The organism is Schaalia cardiffensis (genome assembly GCF_016405145.1).
Lineage (GTDB): Bacteria > Actinomycetota > Actinomycetes > Actinomycetales > Actinomycetaceae > Pauljensenia > Pauljensenia cardiffensis.
In genome coordinates, this window is sequence record NZ_JAEKIA010000007.1 from 86,984 (window position 1) to 102,170 (window position 15,187).

The following is a 15,187-nucleotide window of genomic DNA, read 5'->3' on the forward strand; positions in this document are numbered from 1 at the left end:
ATGAGGAGCCCCATGCTTTCAGCGGCAAGGATCCAAGAGGCCATTGACCCCGGACTATCACCGACGCCCGAACAAGAAAGGATCATTGAATCTCCTTTGCGTCCCCTACTCGTCGTCGCGGGCGCGGGATCAGGCAAAACGGAGACCATGACGATGCGGGTCCTGTGGGCGGTCGCCAACCATGAGGAGATCACCCCCTCGTCCATCCTGGGCCTGACCTTCACGAAGAAGGCGGCAGGTGAACTGGGCGAGCGCCTACGTCGTCGCCTCCACACACTCGCACACATGCCCGAGTGGGAAGAAACCGACAGGGAAAGACTCGAAGGGGAACCCCTCGCCCTCACCTACAATTCCTTCGCCCAAAGGATCGTTCAAGAGCACGGGCTCGCAATCGGCCTCGACCCGGACTTCCGCATGCTCGGACAAGCGGGCGGAGTACAAATGATGACCGAGATCCTCGCGAATTGGCCCCGAGTTCTCCACCCCGACTTGAAGATCGTGGACGCCGCGAAGAAAGCCCTGTCTTTGGCGGGAAAGCTCGCCGATCACGGCCTTGACCTTGACGAGGGCGCGATCCTCCTCGACGAATTCGGCGTGGAACTCTCAGCCGCCGGAGAGGGCAACACCACCATTCGTGAGATGCGGGCCGCCAATGAGAAGCGCCTCGCTCTGCTTGAGCCGATCCGTGAGTTCCAACGCCGCAAACGCGAAGAAGGTTTTTTGGACTTCTCCGATCAACTCCTGCTCGCCACGAAGATCGTCACCGAATCCCCTGAAGCGGTCAAACAGATCAGGGCCGAGCACAAGTGCGTGCTCCTTGACGAGTTCCAAGACACCTCCATCATCCAAATGACCTTCTTATCGACTCTGTTCCACGATCATCCGGTGACAGCCGTCGGTGATCCCAATCAGGCGATCTACGGGTGGAGAGGCGCCTCGGCATCCTCTTTGGAGTCTTTCTTGGAGCGCTTCCAAGGGGCTGAGGCCCGTGAGGATCAGACCCTCAGCCTGTCAACCGCGTGGCGTAATGATCGACGGATCCTCCTCGCTGCGAACAAGGTAGCGGCCCCGCTGCGTGAAAGCGCAGATAAGGCTGCGTCGCCTGTGCTCATAGAGTCTCCGGGAGCCGAAGAGGGCCGCGTGACAATCGCCTACGGGCTGAACCTGGAGGAACAGACGCGGATCATCGCGGACTATGTCGAAGGGCTTCGAAGCGCCCACAGGGGCGAGAAGTACTCGATCGCGGTGCTCGGACGCAAACGCAGACCCTTCCTCGCGATCGACCGAGAATTGCGTGAACGCGGGATCCCCACGCAGATCATCGGATTAGGTGGCCTCCTCGACCAGCCTGCGGTCGCGGATCTTCGCTCAACCCTGGCGATCACCGCGGATGTTCAGGCCTCATCGGATCTTGCGCGCCTCCTCGTCCGTGCGGACATTGGTTCTGCTGATTTAGCGGTCCTGGGGGCTTGGGCGCGCCACCTTGCCCTCGAAGCGGGGCGCGACCCGCACAGCGCACTCCTGCTCGACGCCGTTGACCACCCACCGGCCCCGGGGTGGCGACGCTCGGCTCAAGGCCCTGCAATGAGTGAAGCGGGAGCCAAGCGTCTCGCACTTTTGGGCCAGCGGCTCAGGCGTTTGCGCGCCATGCGGGGGAGAGGACTGGTTGAACTCGCTGAGTCCGCGATGGGGACGATGGGGATCCTTGACGACGCGATCGCAGATCCCCTCGGCCTTGGATCTCGTGAAGCCCTCGACTCATTCATCGACGTCATCGCAGGTTTTGAGCAGTCCACTCCCTCTCCGACGCTCCTCGGTCTACTCGCCTGGTTGGATGCGGCACAAGAAGAGGAGAACGGTCTGGAGGGGGTGGCTCTTGAAGCAGATCCTGATGCCGTTCAGATCCTCACGATCCACGCGGCGAAAGGCCTCGAATGGGATGGCGTCGTCATAGCCGGGCTCAGCGACGCCGAGTTTCCCACTCATAGGGGCAAGTCGGTCACCTGGAGTGCGCCCGCGCCTGCACAATCCGGATGGATTAATGACTCGGGTGAACTCCCTCATCCTCTACGGGGCGACTATGAGGATCTGCCCAGATTCGACATGGATCTCACGGACGGGAAAAATCCCTCCACTGCCTTCAAGAAGTGGCTGGAGGGCAGCTACAAGGTGGCGCTCGGCGCCCACTTGGAGCGTGAGGAACGCCGTCTCGCCTACGTCGCCCTTACTCGCGCGAAGCACGATGAGCTCCTCGTCGGATCGTGGATCAACCAGGCAAAGACTCCTCGTGAGCCTTCCCGTTATCTTGAGGAATCACGGCAGGCCCTCGTGAAGGACCTTCAGGATTCACTGGACTCAGGGGTCGTCTCCTGGGGGAACGGTCGCCGCTGTGAAGTGGACGCGCAGACTCGAAGGCTCCTTGAAGGGGAACTTGAGGCTCTCGGCTCCTGCATCACCCCCAAGCCCGAGGGCGAGCTGATCGAGGAACTCATGGTGAAAGAGGAGGGGGCCTCATTCCCGCCTCAGCCGGGTCCTTCCCGTCGGGCGATCGCTCTGGCGGCCGACAAGGTCCGGCAGGTGAGAGCCGAGATGGACTCAGAGCGCGAGGTTTTCGAGATCCTCGCCGAACTCGGCGACTCCGCACGTGTGCGCGATGTCGTCGCACTCCTTGAGGAGCGTCGCCTCAATGCGGAGCAGCACACGATGCTCCTGTGGTCGGATCAGGTTCCCGCGACCTCAGTGTCTCGTTTGATCGACGATCCGCAGGCCTTCGCTGAACAGATCCGACGACCCATGCCCAAGGCGCCCAGTGAGTATGCCTCTCTTGGCACGATCTTCCACGCGTGGGCCGAACGCCAACTCCACCAGGCCAGTGGTGAGCTCTGGGAAGAGCCGATCGTCGGAGTCGAGTCTCTTGACGAGGACGGGCGCGCCCGCCTGGAGCGGATGCAGAAGAACTTTCTCGAATTGGACATCGTGAGAAACGGCAGGCCTCTGGCCATTGAAGAGCCCTTCGCCCTCGAACTCGCGGGGATCAGTGTCACGGGGCGGATCGACGCGGTTTTCACTGATGCCCAGGGACGCACAGTGATCGTCGATTGGAAGACGGGAGTGTCGGCGTCGAGGGGAGCACCTCGAGACAGGCTCCGCTATTTCGCGACCCAGCTCCGCCTGTATCGCGCAGCATGGATGGCCGTCCATGAAGAGGAATCTTCAGTTCGTCCGCTTCTCGCTTTCGTTTCCTCCGGCGAGGTCGTGGAGTTGGATGAACTTGAAAAGAAAGCAGGCCTGGATCCGCGCACGAGTCTTGACAAACTCCTCATGGACGCTCTCGACAAGCAGGGGGAGGGGAATTAGGCGCCCTCTTCATCCTCGACTGCCTGAGGGTGCTCGGACATGCTCAAGGGTTGAGTCGGCGCGCTGTGAGGATCAATTCCGTCTTTTTCTTCGGTGTCTTGCACAGTGCTTTCCACCTTGGCAGACGGGGAATATGATCGTCGGGCAACGAGCTCATCCTCGCCCAGATCCTGCGACAAATCGGTGAGCATGTCGCGTGCATCCTCGATGATTGAAGAATCCTCGGCGTGTAATCCGTGCACGAGCCAGCGAATGATCGCGAGTTCAGACAAAAGCTGCGCCCTCGTGAAAAGGTGAAGATCCACCACCGAACGCTCCTGGGAGTAGGCCTCGCGGAAACGAGTGAGGAAGGCTTCAGTGGCCTGGGCGAGAATCCACGCGATGTCTTGAGCGGGATCTCCGACATGAGCGGAAGAAAACCCCGTCATCGCGCGCACCACTGAATGGTCGAGGACGAGCGAGTTCCCCTGAAGATCACCATGGATCGGGGCGGGAGCGAAACGCCACAGGGATATCTCTTCCAGGGCGGCATCCCAACGGTTCCACAGGTTCGCGGGGATGAGGACATTCGCAGCAGCTTCGTCGAGGAGCGCGTAGTGGCGGTCACGGCATTCCGTCGCCGAATATGCGGGTAGGTCAACGCCCGTGTAGGTCACAGGAGGCAGATTGTGCAGCGCCGCGAGGGATTTGCCCAGAGACGACGGCAGGATATGCGGGTCGTCGAAATCCTCTTCGTTCATGGTGCGTCCGCCGAGGTTCTGGTGGACGATCACCCGGTCGCCTTGGGGCGTGAAAGTCATGCCGTGGATGCGAGGGACGTCGAAGGGGAGTTTTCTCGCATCGCGCGCCTTCGCGAGGCGTGCGAGGACCCCTGACTCGGCATCGAGGTCGAGTCCGCCGACGCTGTCGTGGGGGCAGGTGACGGTCCACTTGTCGCCGCGCGCGTCAATGACTCCAGTGACAGAGCTGACTTCGTCGGAGAACTGGGGTGCGCACAATGCGACGATCTGGAATCCGGGGACGGCACAAGTCGCGAGGGCCGCGAGTTCGAGGGGAGTCTTCGCACGCTTCACAGATCCACGGTACATGTCGCCGCTGCGCAGGCACCTTCGGCGCGTCGCCTGTCACCCAAACTCGCGACGAATCGCGAAGAATCGCGTCGAATCCAGCCCCTCGGAGCCCCTCATTGCGCGCGCTCAGCGAAGGCGTTCTCACCCTTGCTCTTCGAACAGCTTATCCACAGCCCGTGGACGAGCCTTGTCCTTCACTCCTCGCGCTGATAGTTTCCGAATAATGCCACATGTTACGGGCACGCTTTTTCGCGCGCGGAGCATGTTCTGGACATTTCTGGACACAGCGCAGTGGAGTTGAGGAATGGCTGAAGCTCAGGTTGAAGACCACGTTGAATGGATCCGTGAGCGTCTTGCCCTGCGCGGCGTGGATCCGGCGAGCTCCTCGCAAGAGATCATCGCCCTCGTCGATGAAGCAATCGACCTGCTCTCCCCACCAATGGCGCCCGCGGCCCGCGAAGAGTTCAGCGCAGAACTCATGGCACAGGTCGCAGGACTCGGACCCCTACAGCCCCTCATTGATGACCCGGAGGTGGAAGAACTGTGGATCAATTCCCCCTCCAAAGTATTCGTCGCGAAGAACGGAGTGGCGGAGCTGACGACGGTGATCCTCACAGATCAGCAGGTGCGCGACCTCGTGGAGAGAATGCTGCACCATTCGGGCAGGCGCCTCGATCTGTCTTCCCCCTTTGTTGATGCGATGCTCAAAGGCGGCGAGCGCCTCCACGTCGTCATCCCGCCGGTCGCGGGCCGCCACTGGTCGGTGAACATCCGCAAGCACGTGCAAAAGGCCCGCAGCCTCAAAGACCTCGTCAATGCTGGGATGCTGAACGCCGAAATGGCGGATTTCCTCACCTGCGCAGTCGGTGCGGGCCTTTCGATCCTCGTTTCTGGCGCCACCCAGGCGGGCAAGACGACCCTCCTTCGCGCCCTCGCAGGCGAATTGCCGAGGACGAGGCGCGTAATCTCTTGCGAAGAGGTCTTCGAACTGGGATTGAAGAACCGGGACGGGGTCGCATTGCAGACCCGGCCGGGCAATATCGAGGGACGCGGCGAAGTGACCTTGAGGGACCTGGTCCGTGAAACCCTGAGGATGCGTCCCGAGTGTCTGATCGTCGGCGAGGTCCGGGGCCCGGAGGCCCTTGATCTTCTCCTCGCCCTTAACGCCGGAGTGCCGGGAATGGCGACCGTTCATGCGAACTCGGCGCGCGAAGCATTGGGCAAACTCACGATGCTGCCCCTCCTTGCGGGCGAGAATGTCACGACCGACTTCGTTGTCCCAACCCTTGCTTCCAGTGTTGATCTTGTGTGCCATGTGGAGCGCGATGCGGATGGGCGACGCCGTGTCGGTGAAATCCTCCATCTTCCCGGACGCGTCGAGGGCGATCGCATTGAGGTCTCCCCCCTGTGGAGCACATCGCGAGGCCGGATCGTGCGCGGCGCGGGAGTGGCTGAACTGGCCGGCCGATTCGCGATGGCCGGATTCCCCGTCCCCTCGATCGCCTATAACGGGCAAGCGCTTACCGATCGAGGAGTTTTCTGATGGGTGCAGTGCTTGTGGGACTCCTCATGGGAGTCGGATGGGTCCTCGTCATGTCCGCATTCACGGGCTCGCCGAAGTTCACATGGCGCAAGCCCCGCTGGTATCTCGCCTGGGCGGATCAGGTGACACGAGCCAGAGTCAAAGGGCTCAGCGTCCCCCGAGTGATCGCGCTCTCCATCGCGACAATGCTCCTCGTCTTCGTGGGTGTTTTCGCGTGGACGCAGGTCCTTGCCGTCTCCCTCATTGTCGCTCTCATCACCGTCCCACTCCCGCAGATGATGATCGCCGCCCGTTCGCGGACGAGGGCGAAGCGAGCACGCGAAGCTTGGCCCGAGGTCGTCGACTCCTTGGTATCGGGAGTGCGCGCCGGAGCTGGTCTTCCTGAACTGCTCTCCGACCTGGGGGAGTCCGGCCCGCTCGAATTGCGTCCCGCTTTCGCTGCTTTCGGAGCCGACTATCGGGCGGAGGGGCGTTTCGATGTGGCCCTCACCCGTTTGAAAGCCAGGCTCGCCGACCCCGTTGCCGACCGGATCGTTGAAGCTCTTCGCCTGGCCCGCGAGGTCGGAGGCGCCGATTTGTCTGTCCTTTTACGCGAGCTCGGTGTTCTTTTACGTGAAGACCTCAGAATCCGAGGCGAACTCGAAGCCCGACAATCCTGGACAGTGAACGCTGCGCGCCTCGCGGTTGTCGCCCCCTGGCTTGTCCTCATGTTGATCTCCGCTCAACCCCAGGCTGCGAAGACGTGGAACTCCCCGGGAGGTGTCCTCGTCCTCGTGTCCGGCGCGGCCGTAAGCATCATCGCGTACCTGGCGATGCAGTACGTGGCTCGCCTTTCCGCAGATCCGAGGACGATGCGATGATCCCCGAGTTGGAATATGCGGCACCCGCGGGCGTGGGGATCCTTCTGTCTGTGGGAATCCTCCTGATCCGTTCAGCCCGCGTTTCGAAAAGGCAGCTTTTCGCTCAGAGGGTGAGAGCCGGTCGCCCCGCTGCGGCTCAAGGGGCACTGAGTTTTACTCAGAGCTCTTTTGTCACCTCCCTCCTCGAAGCGATCGGCTCAACATCGACATCGGTGCGCCGACGTCTGATCCTCCTGGGAAAAGAAGCGGACCTGCCTGCCTTTAGACTCCACCAGGCGATCGCCGCGATCACAGGGATGATCCTCTGCCTCGCAATCGGAACGCCCCTCGCCATGTCAAAGGGCAAAGGCGGACTCGTCCTCGTCCTCATCCTCATTGCCTTCGGCGCCCTTGTCGGGGCGGCGGCCTGGGATCAGCGACTTGGCGTGAAGGCACGCGCCCGACAAAGACGCATCGACGCTCAAGTGCCCGACGCTTCGGAACTCCTCGCACTCGCGGTCGGGGCGGGCGAGTCCATTCCCGCCGCGCTTGAAAGGATCGCCCGGATTTCACGCAGCGACTTGTCTGAGGAGATCGAAAGAACGACTTCGCAGATCAGACTGGGAACACCCTCGTCGAGGGCACTGCTCGAATTGGCGGAGCGAAACGACTCTGCGCCCTTGGACCGCCTGTGTCACACCCTCGTCACCGCAATCGAACGCGGCTCTCCTTTGGCGAGGGTTTTGCATGATCAGGCAAAGGACATCCGCGAGGCCGCCCGCCAAAGCCTCATGGAAGAGGGTGGGAAACGTGAGATCGCAATGCTCGTGCCCGTCGTGTTCTTGATCTTGCCGGTCACTATTGTTTTCGCCCTCTACCCGGGGCTCATGGCCCTGAGTCTGACGCCATGAGGGCTCGCTGGCCGAGACTCACCGGCTTTCCCCATTCCTCAACATCCCCGACACCTGCATGTCCGTCACGAAGGAGATCACACATGGATCAACTGAGAATCACGATGCTCGCCTGGCTTGCGAGCGCGAAGGACGCTTTGCGCCCAAGAGGAGACGCGGAGCGCGGCGACGTGCCCGGCTGGGTGCTCATCACCTTGATGACAGCGGCCCTTGTGGTCCTGATCTGGGGGGTTGCCTCCCAAAGGCTCGTGGAGATTTTCAACCATGCGATGGATTCCCTCTCTTCAATCTGACACGACAGGGCTCGAGCACGAAGAGGGCTCCGAGGTTGTTTCCTATGTCCTCGTTCAGGGGCTCGTCCTCTTCCTCGTCCTCGCGCTCTTGCAATTCGCCTTCGCCCTGCACACGAGGAACATGGTGATTGCGGCCGCGAGCGAAGGCGCGAGGCGCGGTGCTCTCCTCGAAGCGCAGGACGCTGAGGCCGTGGAACGGACCGAAGCCCTCCTCGATGGGCTTGTGGGTGCCCGCCACTACGAGGTTTCGACTTCGCGCGAAGCCCTCGGAGGTAGGAGCGTCCTGGTGGTCACGGTGAAGGCGGATCTTCCACTGCTGGTGAACCTCGGTCCCTCCTGGTTGCGTGCTTCGGGTTCAGCGCTGGTCGAGGAGGAGTGATGCTTCGGTTCTTCTCACAGGTGAAGCGCTCGGCTAGGGCCCTTGTACGCGAGGAGTCGGGCGAAGCCGTGGTGGAGTTCATCGGTTTGAGCGTCATCCTCCTCGTCCCCTTGATCTATGCGATCCTCGCCCTCGCCCAGGTGCAGGCGGGTCTTTTCGCGGCCGAGGGCGGGGCCCGCGAGGCCGCTCGCGTCCTCGCGGATCACCCGGAGGACCAGGCGACGGCGCTGGCGCAAGTCGAATTGGCTTTCGCTGACTTTCATGTGCCCTCTACGCCCTCGACCGAAATCGGATGCAGGCAGTGTTCTGGCGAGCTCAGGGACGTGTCAGTGACGGTCTCGACTTCGATTCCTCTGCCTCTCCTTCCCGCTTGGCTCGGAGAGCGAGTCTGCATGCCCATATCGGTCACTGCGGTGTCCCTCGTGGATGGGGTGAGACTCGATGGGTGAATCGCGCTGTTCTCTTTTCCAGGAAGGAGGAGAATCCTCGTGCGCAGGACGATCCTCGGATCGTGAAGAGGGCCGCATTGGCCTGCTCATGGGGGCGAGCCTATTCATCGTCGCCGTTTTCGTGTTCATCTCCTCAGCGATCACTGCGGTTTCGATTGAGGATCGTCGCCTCTTGGCGTGTGCGGATCGTGTCGCGGCGGCGACTGCAGGGATTGTGGACTCTCTGAGCTACTTCAATCAGGAGGGCGCGCTCTCTTTGAATGTGTCGGAGAAGGAATCGTGGAATGTCGCTCAGGAGGCCTTGTCTTCCCTGGGGGCATCCACTTGTGATGTCGGGGATGGTGTTGAGCTTCTCGATCTTGAACGCGAGGGGGATAGTGTGCGTGTTCAGCTCACAACGAGGGCGCGCCTGCCCATTGTTCCTCAGGTGATCGCTGGTTCTGTGGGGCCGGTGCTCACTCAGTGGTCGAATGCCAGGGTGGGGGCGGCTCAGTGATGAGGATGCACGTCTCTTGACTTGTCTTTACTTTGAAGGCAAAAGGAGTCGCGAAAGTAAAACGCACGTGGTGGAAAGGTAAAACTTGGGGCTTTGGGGGTCAAATTTCTCACAAGTTGGGTCAATATGCGGGATGGGGCTCAAAGAAGTGGATCGCTCCTGACAATATTCAAGGCATGAGCAACCTTGATGTGAATCGTCTGTCCGACACTCTTCGCCCTGTGTACCAGGCCGTGCTCGATCACAACCCCGGGCAAAATGAGTTCCACCAGGCCGTCTACGAGGTTCTCCTCACGATCGCGCCTCTTGTTGAGAAGAAGCCCGAATACGCGGATCTTGCGATTTTTGACCGTATCGTCGAACCCGAGCGCCAGATCATCTTCCGCGTCCCCTGGGCCGACGACGCCAAGCGCATCCACGTGAACCGAGGGTTTCGCGTCCAATTCAACTCGGCCATCGGCCCCTATAAGGGCGGATTGCGCTTCCACCCCTCGGTGAACCTGTCCATCATTAAGTTCCTCGGCTTCGAGCAGGTCTTCAAAAATGCTCTGACCGGTCTGCCCATCGGCGGCGGCAAGGGCGGCTCCGACTTCGACCCGAAAGGCAAGTCCGATGCGGAGATCATGCGCTTTTGCCAATCCTTCATGACTGAGCTTTCCCGCCATATCGGCCCCGACACCGACGTTCCCGCCGGTGACATCGGCGTGGGCGGGCGCGAGATCGGCTACCTCTTCGGCCAGTACAAGCGCCTCGCGAACCGTTTCGACGCGGGGGTCATCACCGGCAAGGGCCTCGACTGGGGCGGTTCCTTCGCCCGCACGGAAGCGACCGGCTACGGCCTCGTCTACTTCGCTGAGGAAATGCTCAAGACCCGCTCCACATCCTTCGACGGCAAGAAGGTCGTAGTCTCCGGTTCGGGCAATGTTGCGATTTATGCGAGTGAGAAGGCCCAGCAGCTCGGCGCCACCGTCCTCGCCGTGTCCGACTCCTCCGGCTACATCGTTGACGAGGCCGGCATCGACCTCGAACTCTTGAAGGAGATTAAGGAAGTGCGCCGAGGACGAGTCTCCGACTACGTCGAACAGCGCACAGACGCACGATTCATTTCCTCCGGCTCCATCTGGGATGTCCCCTGTGATATCGCCCTTCCCTGCGCCACTCAGAACGAGTTGCCCCTCGAAGGGGCGAAATCCCTGATCGCCAATGGCGTCACCCTTGTCGCAGAGGGTGCGAATATGCCGACGACCCCCGACGCGATCGAAGCCCTGCAGGCCGCGGGCGTTGCGTACGCTCCCGGCAAGGCCTCGAATGCGGGCGGTGTGGCAACCTCCGCCCTTGAAATGCAGCAGAACTCCGGGCGCACCCAATGGAGCTTCGACGAGACCGACTCCAAGCTGCACCAGATCATGGTGAACATTCACCACACCGCCATTGAAACCGCCGACGAGTACGGTGTTGAAGGCGATTATGTCGCCGCCGCGAACCTGGCCGGTTTCGTCAAGGTCGCGGACACGATGGTGAGCTACGGGCTCATCTGAGCATTTTCGAGCCGACTCTCAGCCACGGGCACAGCCTCCTCAGTCAATCGACTAGGCTGTGCCCGTGGCCATTGAATTCCCAGAAGAGATCCAAGGACTGCGCCAGACGATGGACAATGTCCTCGCCGTCGTGCAGCCCGAACGCCTGCGCTCGCAGATCGCCGAGCTTGAGAAGAAGGCGACTGCTCCCGATCTGTGGGACGACCCTGCCGCCGCGCAGGAGGTGACATCCGCGCTGAGCCACCGCCAGTCCGAGCTCGACCGCGTGATCCGCATGTCTGAACGCATCGACGACCTCGAAGCGATGGTGGAAATGGCCGGGGAGGATCCCGAGGAGGCCGCAGAGATCCTCGCCGAGGCGGAGGCCGACCTTGAAGCTCTCAAGGCTGATATCTCCGACCTTGAGATCCGCACTCTCCTCGACGGCGAATACGACGAGCGCAATGCCGTCATCACGATCCGCTCGGGCGCGGGCGGAGTCGACGCGGCGGACTTCGCTGAAATCCTCTTGCGCATGTATCTGCGCTGGGCAGAGCGCCACGGATATGCGACGAAGGTCATGGACACCTCCTACGCCGAAGAGGCCGGTTTGAAGTCCGCGACCTTCGAGGTGCAGGCCCCCTACGCTTATGGCACTCTCTCCGTCGAGGCGGGGACGCACCGCCTCGTGCGCATCAGTCCCTTCGACAATCAGGGGCGCCGCCAGACCTCCTTCGCCGCGGTCGAAGTTATTCCGCTCATCGAATCGACCGATCACATCGACATTCCTGACAGCGAGCTCAAGGTTGACGTGTTCCGCTCTTCGGGCCCGGGCGGCCAGTCCGTCAATACGACGGACTCGGCGGTGCGCATGACGCACATCCCGACCGGCATTGTCGTGTCGATGCAGGATGAGAAGTCGCAGATTCAGAACCGTGCTGCAGCCCTTCGAGTCCTCCAATCCCGGCTCTTGGTGCTGCGCCACGAAGAGGAGCAGGCGAAGAAGAAAGAACTCGCCGGAGATGTGAAGGCCTCCTGGGGCGATCAGATGCGCTCCTACGTGCTCCAGCCCTACACGATGGTGAAGGACTTGCGCACCCAGTTCGAATCCGGCAACCCGCAGTCGGTGTTCGACGGCGATATTGATGGCTTCATCAATGCGGGAATCCGCTGGCGCAAGAACCAGCAGAACGAGGCGCAGAACTAAAGCATCGAGCATCCGCCCTCGCCATCCGCATCTTCGGGTCGCGAGGGCCAAGCTGTATGCGAGGGCGGAGCTGTATGTGAAGGTGGAGGGGGATCTGAGGCTCCACCCGCTTCGCGCGGCGTGTCATGGGCCTCGCCGGGGATGGTCCTGCTTAGGCTGGCACAGACCATAAACCCGACTGGACGGCCTCATGATTCGATTCGACGACGTCACCATGGTGTACATGCCAGGTGCGAAACCCGCCCTCGATAGCGTCACCCTGGAAGTTGAACGCGAAGAGTTCGTGTTCCTCGTCGGCAAGTCCGGTTCGGGCAAGTCGACCTTCCTGCAGCTCGTGATGCGCGAGATCAAAGCGACATCCGGGAAAGTGTGGGTCCTCGGACAAGATGTTTCGAAGATCTCCAATTGGTCGGTGCCGAAGCTGCGCCGTCAGATCGGCACGGTTTTCCAGGACTTCCGCCTCCTTCCCTCTAAGACGGTGTACGAGAATGTCGCTCTTGCGATGCAAGTGATCGGTAAGTCCAAGCATCAGATCCGCTCGGCTGTTCCCGAGGCGCTGGAGCTCGTGGATCTGGCCGGCAAGGAGAAGCGCCTTCCGCATGAGCTCTCTGGCGGCGAAGAACAGCGTGTTGCGATCGCCCGTGCGATGGTGAACCGTCCCGAGCTCCTCCTCGCGGATGAGCCCACCGGAAACCTCGATCCTGAGACGTCTTTGGGGATCATGCGACTCTTGGATCGGATCAACCGTCAGGGAACGACAGTCGTCATGGCGACGCATGATGCTGAGATCGTGAATCAGCTGCGCAAACGCGTCATCGAGTTGCATGGCGGCGAGGTTGTGCGCGACCAGTCGCGCGGCGTCTACGGGGCGGCGAGGTGAGCAGATGAAACTCCGATTCATTCTTTCCGAGGTCGGTAAGGGCCTTTCACGCAACCGGGCGATGTCCGTCGCCGTCATCCTCGTCACCTTCGTTTCCCTCCTTTTCGTGGGGGTCGCGGGCCTGTCTCAGATGCAGGTCATGCACATGAAGTCCGAGTGGTACGACAAGATCGAGGTCTCGATCTACATGTGCGCCATCAATGATGGCAATCCTTCCTGCAATGGTTCTGAGGCGAATACAGAGCAGATCTCCCAGGTGAGGGCCAAACTCAAATCGCCTGAAATGCAGCCCTATGTGAAAGAGGTTTACGAGGAGTCGAAGGAAGAGGCCTACGAGAACTTCAAAAGGCTCTACGGGGACTCGACGATCGGCCAGTGGACGAGTGCGGACATGATGCAGGTGTCCTTCCGCGTCAAGCTCGTCGACCCGGAGCAGTATTCGATCATCAAAGAGGAGTTCTCCGGAGTCGCGGGAGTATCCGAGGTCAAGGATCAGCGTGAAATCATTGAGCCCCTGTTCAAAGTGATCGACGCGGCCCGCCTGCTCGCCCTCGGCCTCGGCGCGGTGATGATCGTTGCGGCGATCCTCCTCATCTCCACGACGATCCGATTGTCGGCGATGAGTCGTGAGCAGGAAACGCAGATCATGCGCTACGTGGGTGCATCGAATCTGTTCATCCAAGCGCCCTTCATGATCGAGGGTGCGCTCGCCGCCGTTACGGGGGCGCTGCTCGCGGTCGCCTCCCTTTTCGCTTTTGTGGTGTTCCTGGTGCAGGGCTGGTTGCAGCCTGCCTTCCAATGGACGCGTTTCATTGGCGTTCGTGAAGTGTGGATCATGACGCCGCTCCTCATTCTTGCCGCGGTCCTCTTGGCACTTATCGCCTCCGCGGTGTCCCTCGCTAAGTACACGAAGGTGTGACATGAAGTCGGTGAATCCTCGTTTTGTTCGGGCACAGCGCCTTGCCGTCGTTTCTTTGGCCCTCTTCGGCCTCGCCCTGACCCAGGCCGCCTCTCCCGCACTGGCCGAGGAGTCGCGCGAAGAGGTCGCCGAAGCCCAAGAACAGGCTGCAGCGCGAGTGGATGCCCTGGAATCGGAGATCGAGGATATTGATGCGAATCTCGCACAGGTCTTCCTTGACCTCACTGCGGCGAATGAGAAGATCCCCGTGGCGCAGCAGGCCGTCGAAGAGGCCACGGCGCGAAGGGACACGGCGAATCGTGAGCATGAGATCGCCCTTGGACAGCTCACCGCAGCGAGGGGACAACAAGACGCCTTGAATGAGGAGGTCGCTCAGGCTCAAGCCCGTCAGCAGGACGCCAATGATGCAATCGGCGACCTGGCTCGACGCATGTATCAAAACGGATCAAGTTCAGCTGTGGTCCTCGCTTTGACGAAGTCCGGCACGGAGACGATCGACCAGCGAGCCTCCGCGGCCGATGCAATGGCGAGGACCCAGTCCCAGGCCTTGAATGCCGCAATCGATATCCAGACGACTCAGCGCACCCAGCTCGGACGCCAGCAGGCGATCACTGATCGTATTGCCGCTTTGGAGGACCAGGCAGCCAGGTCCCTCGATGATGCGAAGACTGCGGAAGCACAAGCGCAGGCGGGACTTGAAGAGCTTGAGAGGGCGAAGGCTGAGGCTCAGGTGAAACAGGCCGAGTGGGATTCGAAGAAGAGTGAGCTCGATGCTCAGCTCGCCCAGGCTCAGGCCGATTATGAGGAGCGCACCGCGCGCCTGCAACAGATTGACGCGGAGAACCGTTCGAACGGCCGCTACTACGTTTCCTCTGCGGGCTTTACGAATCCGGTGCTGCCCCAGTCGATGGTCATCACTTCGCCTTTCGGTTGGCGCTTCCACCCCGTCCTCGGCTATGAGAAGTACCATTCCGGAGTGGATCTGGCCGCGCAATGCGGTGAACCGGTGTTTGCTGCGGCTGATGGGGTTGTCTCGCATGTGGGCTCTGACTATTCAGCGGGCAACTACGTTGATGTCAGTCACGGGATCGTCGGAGGTAACTCTGTTATTTCCGAGTATCTGCACATGCAGGCGATCTACGTGTCTGCCGGCCAATCGGTTTCTGCGGGCACCATTCTCGGCGAGGTCGGGATGACCGGGTATGCGACGGGATGCCACCTGCATTTCGGTATTTTGCAAAACGGCGTGAATGTTGACCCGATGGGGTATCTGTGAGTCAGCGCTAAACTGGGCGGCCTGATCGCTCTCGTCGAGGGGTGATCGATC

The 15,187-nt window shown here is 61.2% G+C and carries 14 protein-coding genes; 13 read left to right on the top strand and 1 reads right to left on the bottom strand.

The window, feature by feature from the left end; genetic code table 11:
* Entirely contained in the window at positions 1 to 3,357 is a 3,357-nt protein-coding gene (locus JFX23_RS05595) for an ATP-dependent helicase (protein ID WP_233050612.1), read from the top strand.
* Here JFX23_RS05595 and JFX23_RS05600 read toward each other — a convergent pair.
* Complete coding sequence (locus JFX23_RS05600) at positions 3,354 to 4,430, bottom strand: phosphotransferase (protein ID WP_321780002.1); 1,077 nt, start codon at positions 4,428 to 4,430, stop codon at positions 3,354 to 3,356. The genes JFX23_RS05595 and JFX23_RS05600 overlap by 4 nt on opposite strands.
* A 301-nt stretch (positions 4,431 to 4,731) precedes the next feature.
* Here JFX23_RS05600 and JFX23_RS05605 point away from each other — a divergent pair, with 301 nt between their 5' ends.
* The 12 genes from JFX23_RS05605 (at position 4,732) to JFX23_RS05660 (ending at position 15,136) form a co-directional block, all read left to right on the top strand.
* Positions 4,732 to 5,970: a CpaF family protein gene (locus JFX23_RS05605; RefSeq protein WP_005964860.1), complete on the top strand. Its 1,239-nt coding sequence runs from the start codon at positions 4,732 to 4,734 to the stop codon at positions 5,968 to 5,970.
* Complete coding sequence (locus JFX23_RS05610; protein ID WP_198776085.1) at positions 5,970 to 6,830, top strand: type II secretion system F family protein; 861 nt, start codon at positions 5,970 to 5,972, stop codon at positions 6,828 to 6,830. Before JFX23_RS05605 ends, JFX23_RS05610 begins: the two co-directional genes overlap by 1 nt.
* Positions 6,827 to 7,720 carry a type II secretion system F family protein gene (locus JFX23_RS05615; RefSeq protein WP_198776086.1) on the top strand — a complete coding sequence of 298 codons (894 nt, stop codon included), beginning with the start codon at positions 6,827 to 6,829 and terminating at the stop codon, positions 7,718 to 7,720. Before JFX23_RS05610 ends, JFX23_RS05615 begins: the two co-directional genes overlap by 4 nt.
* Positions 7,721 to 7,824: 104 nt before the next feature.
* Positions 7,825 to 8,013: a hypothetical protein gene (locus tag JFX23_RS05620; RefSeq protein WP_040314419.1), complete on the top strand. Its 189-nt coding sequence runs from the start codon at positions 7,825 to 7,827 to the stop codon at positions 8,011 to 8,013.
* Positions 7,985 to 8,392 carry a TadE/TadG family type IV pilus assembly protein gene (locus JFX23_RS05625; protein ID WP_198776087.1) on the top strand — a complete coding sequence of 136 codons (408 nt, stop codon included), beginning with the start codon at positions 7,985 to 7,987 and terminating at the stop codon, positions 8,390 to 8,392. Before JFX23_RS05620 ends, JFX23_RS05625 begins: the two co-directional genes overlap by 29 nt.
* Entirely contained in the window at positions 8,392 to 8,841 is a 450-nt protein-coding gene (locus JFX23_RS05630) for a hypothetical protein (protein ID WP_005964844.1), read from the top strand. The genes JFX23_RS05625 and JFX23_RS05630 overlap by 1 nt, the downstream gene beginning before the upstream one ends.
* The gene (locus JFX23_RS09370) at positions 8,834 to 9,337 is read left to right on the top strand and encodes a hypothetical protein (protein WP_040314206.1); all 504 of its coding nucleotides are present in this window, start codon (positions 8,834 to 8,836) and stop codon (positions 9,335 to 9,337) included. The genes JFX23_RS05630 and JFX23_RS09370 overlap by 8 nt, the downstream gene beginning before the upstream one ends.
* Positions 9,338 to 9,513: 176 nt before the next feature.
* On the top strand, positions 9,514 to 10,875 hold the full coding sequence (gdhA, locus tag JFX23_RS05640) for an NADP-specific glutamate dehydrogenase (protein WP_198776088.1): 1,362 nt from the start codon (positions 9,514 to 9,516) through the stop codon (positions 10,873 to 10,875).
* A gap of 64 nt (positions 10,876 to 10,939) precedes the next feature.
* Positions 10,940 to 12,061 (top strand): peptide chain release factor 2, encoded by a 1,122-nt coding sequence (gene prfB, locus JFX23_RS05645; protein WP_198776089.1) that lies wholly within the window; start codon positions 10,940 to 10,942, stop codon positions 12,059 to 12,061.
* Positions 12,062 to 12,251: 190 nt separating this feature from the next.
* Positions 12,252 to 12,941, top strand: a complete 690-nt coding sequence (ftsE, locus tag JFX23_RS05650; protein ID WP_005964832.1) for a cell division ATP-binding protein FtsE — start codon at positions 12,252 to 12,254, stop codon at positions 12,939 to 12,941.
* 4 nt (positions 12,942 to 12,945) lie between these two features.
* Positions 12,946 to 13,860, top strand: coding sequence for a permease-like cell division protein FtsX (gene ftsX / locus JFX23_RS05655; RefSeq protein ID WP_040314205.1), 915 nt, complete (start codon positions 12,946 to 12,948; stop codon positions 13,858 to 13,860).
* A gap of 1 nt (position 13,861) precedes the next feature.
* A complete protein-coding gene (locus JFX23_RS05660; RefSeq protein ID WP_198776090.1) occupies positions 13,862 to 15,136 on the top strand; it encodes a peptidoglycan DD-metalloendopeptidase family protein in 1,275 nt (424 codons plus the stop codon).
* The last annotated feature ends 51 nt before the right edge of the window (positions 15,137 to 15,187 follow it).

Excerpts from the sequence above, each read along its gene's own strand:
- JFX23_RS05615 (WP_198776086.1), top strand. The coding sequence starts at position 6,827 with ATGATCCCCGAGTTGGAATATGCGGCACCCGCGGGCGTGGGGATCCTT.
- ftsX (WP_040314205.1), top strand. The coding sequence starts at position 12,946 with ATGAAACTCCGATTCATTCTTTCCGAGGTCGGTAAGGGCCTTTCACGC.
- ftsE (WP_005964832.1), top strand. The coding sequence starts at position 12,252 with ATGATTCGATTCGACGACGTCACCATGGTGTACATGCCAGGTGCGAAA.
- gdhA (WP_198776088.1), top strand. The coding sequence starts at position 9,514 with ATGAGCAACCTTGATGTGAATCGTCTGTCCGACACTCTTCGCCCTGTG.
- JFX23_RS09370 (WP_040314206.1), top strand. The coding sequence starts at position 8,834 with ATGGGTGAATCGCGCTGTTCTCTTTTCCAGGAAGGAGGAGAATCCTCG.
- JFX23_RS05630 (WP_005964844.1), top strand. The coding sequence starts at position 8,392 with ATGCTTCGGTTCTTCTCACAGGTGAAGCGCTCGGCTAGGGCCCTTGTA.
- JFX23_RS05605 (WP_005964860.1), top strand. The coding sequence starts at position 4,732 with ATGGCTGAAGCTCAGGTTGAAGACCACGTTGAATGGATCCGTGAGCGT.
- JFX23_RS05595 (WP_233050612.1), top strand. The coding sequence starts at position 1 with ATGAGGAGCCCCATGCTTTCAGCGGCAAGGATCCAAGAGGCCATTGAC.
- JFX23_RS05610 (WP_198776085.1), top strand. The coding sequence starts at position 5,970 with ATGGGTGCAGTGCTTGTGGGACTCCTCATGGGAGTCGGATGGGTCCTC.
- JFX23_RS05625 (WP_198776087.1), top strand. The coding sequence starts at position 7,985 with ATGCGATGGATTCCCTCTCTTCAATCTGACACGACAGGGCTCGAGCAC.
- JFX23_RS05660 (WP_198776090.1), top strand. The coding sequence starts at position 13,862 with ATGAAGTCGGTGAATCCTCGTTTTGTTCGGGCACAGCGCCTTGCCGTC.
- JFX23_RS05620 (WP_040314419.1), top strand. The coding sequence starts at position 7,825 with ATGCTCGCCTGGCTTGCGAGCGCGAAGGACGCTTTGCGCCCAAGAGGA.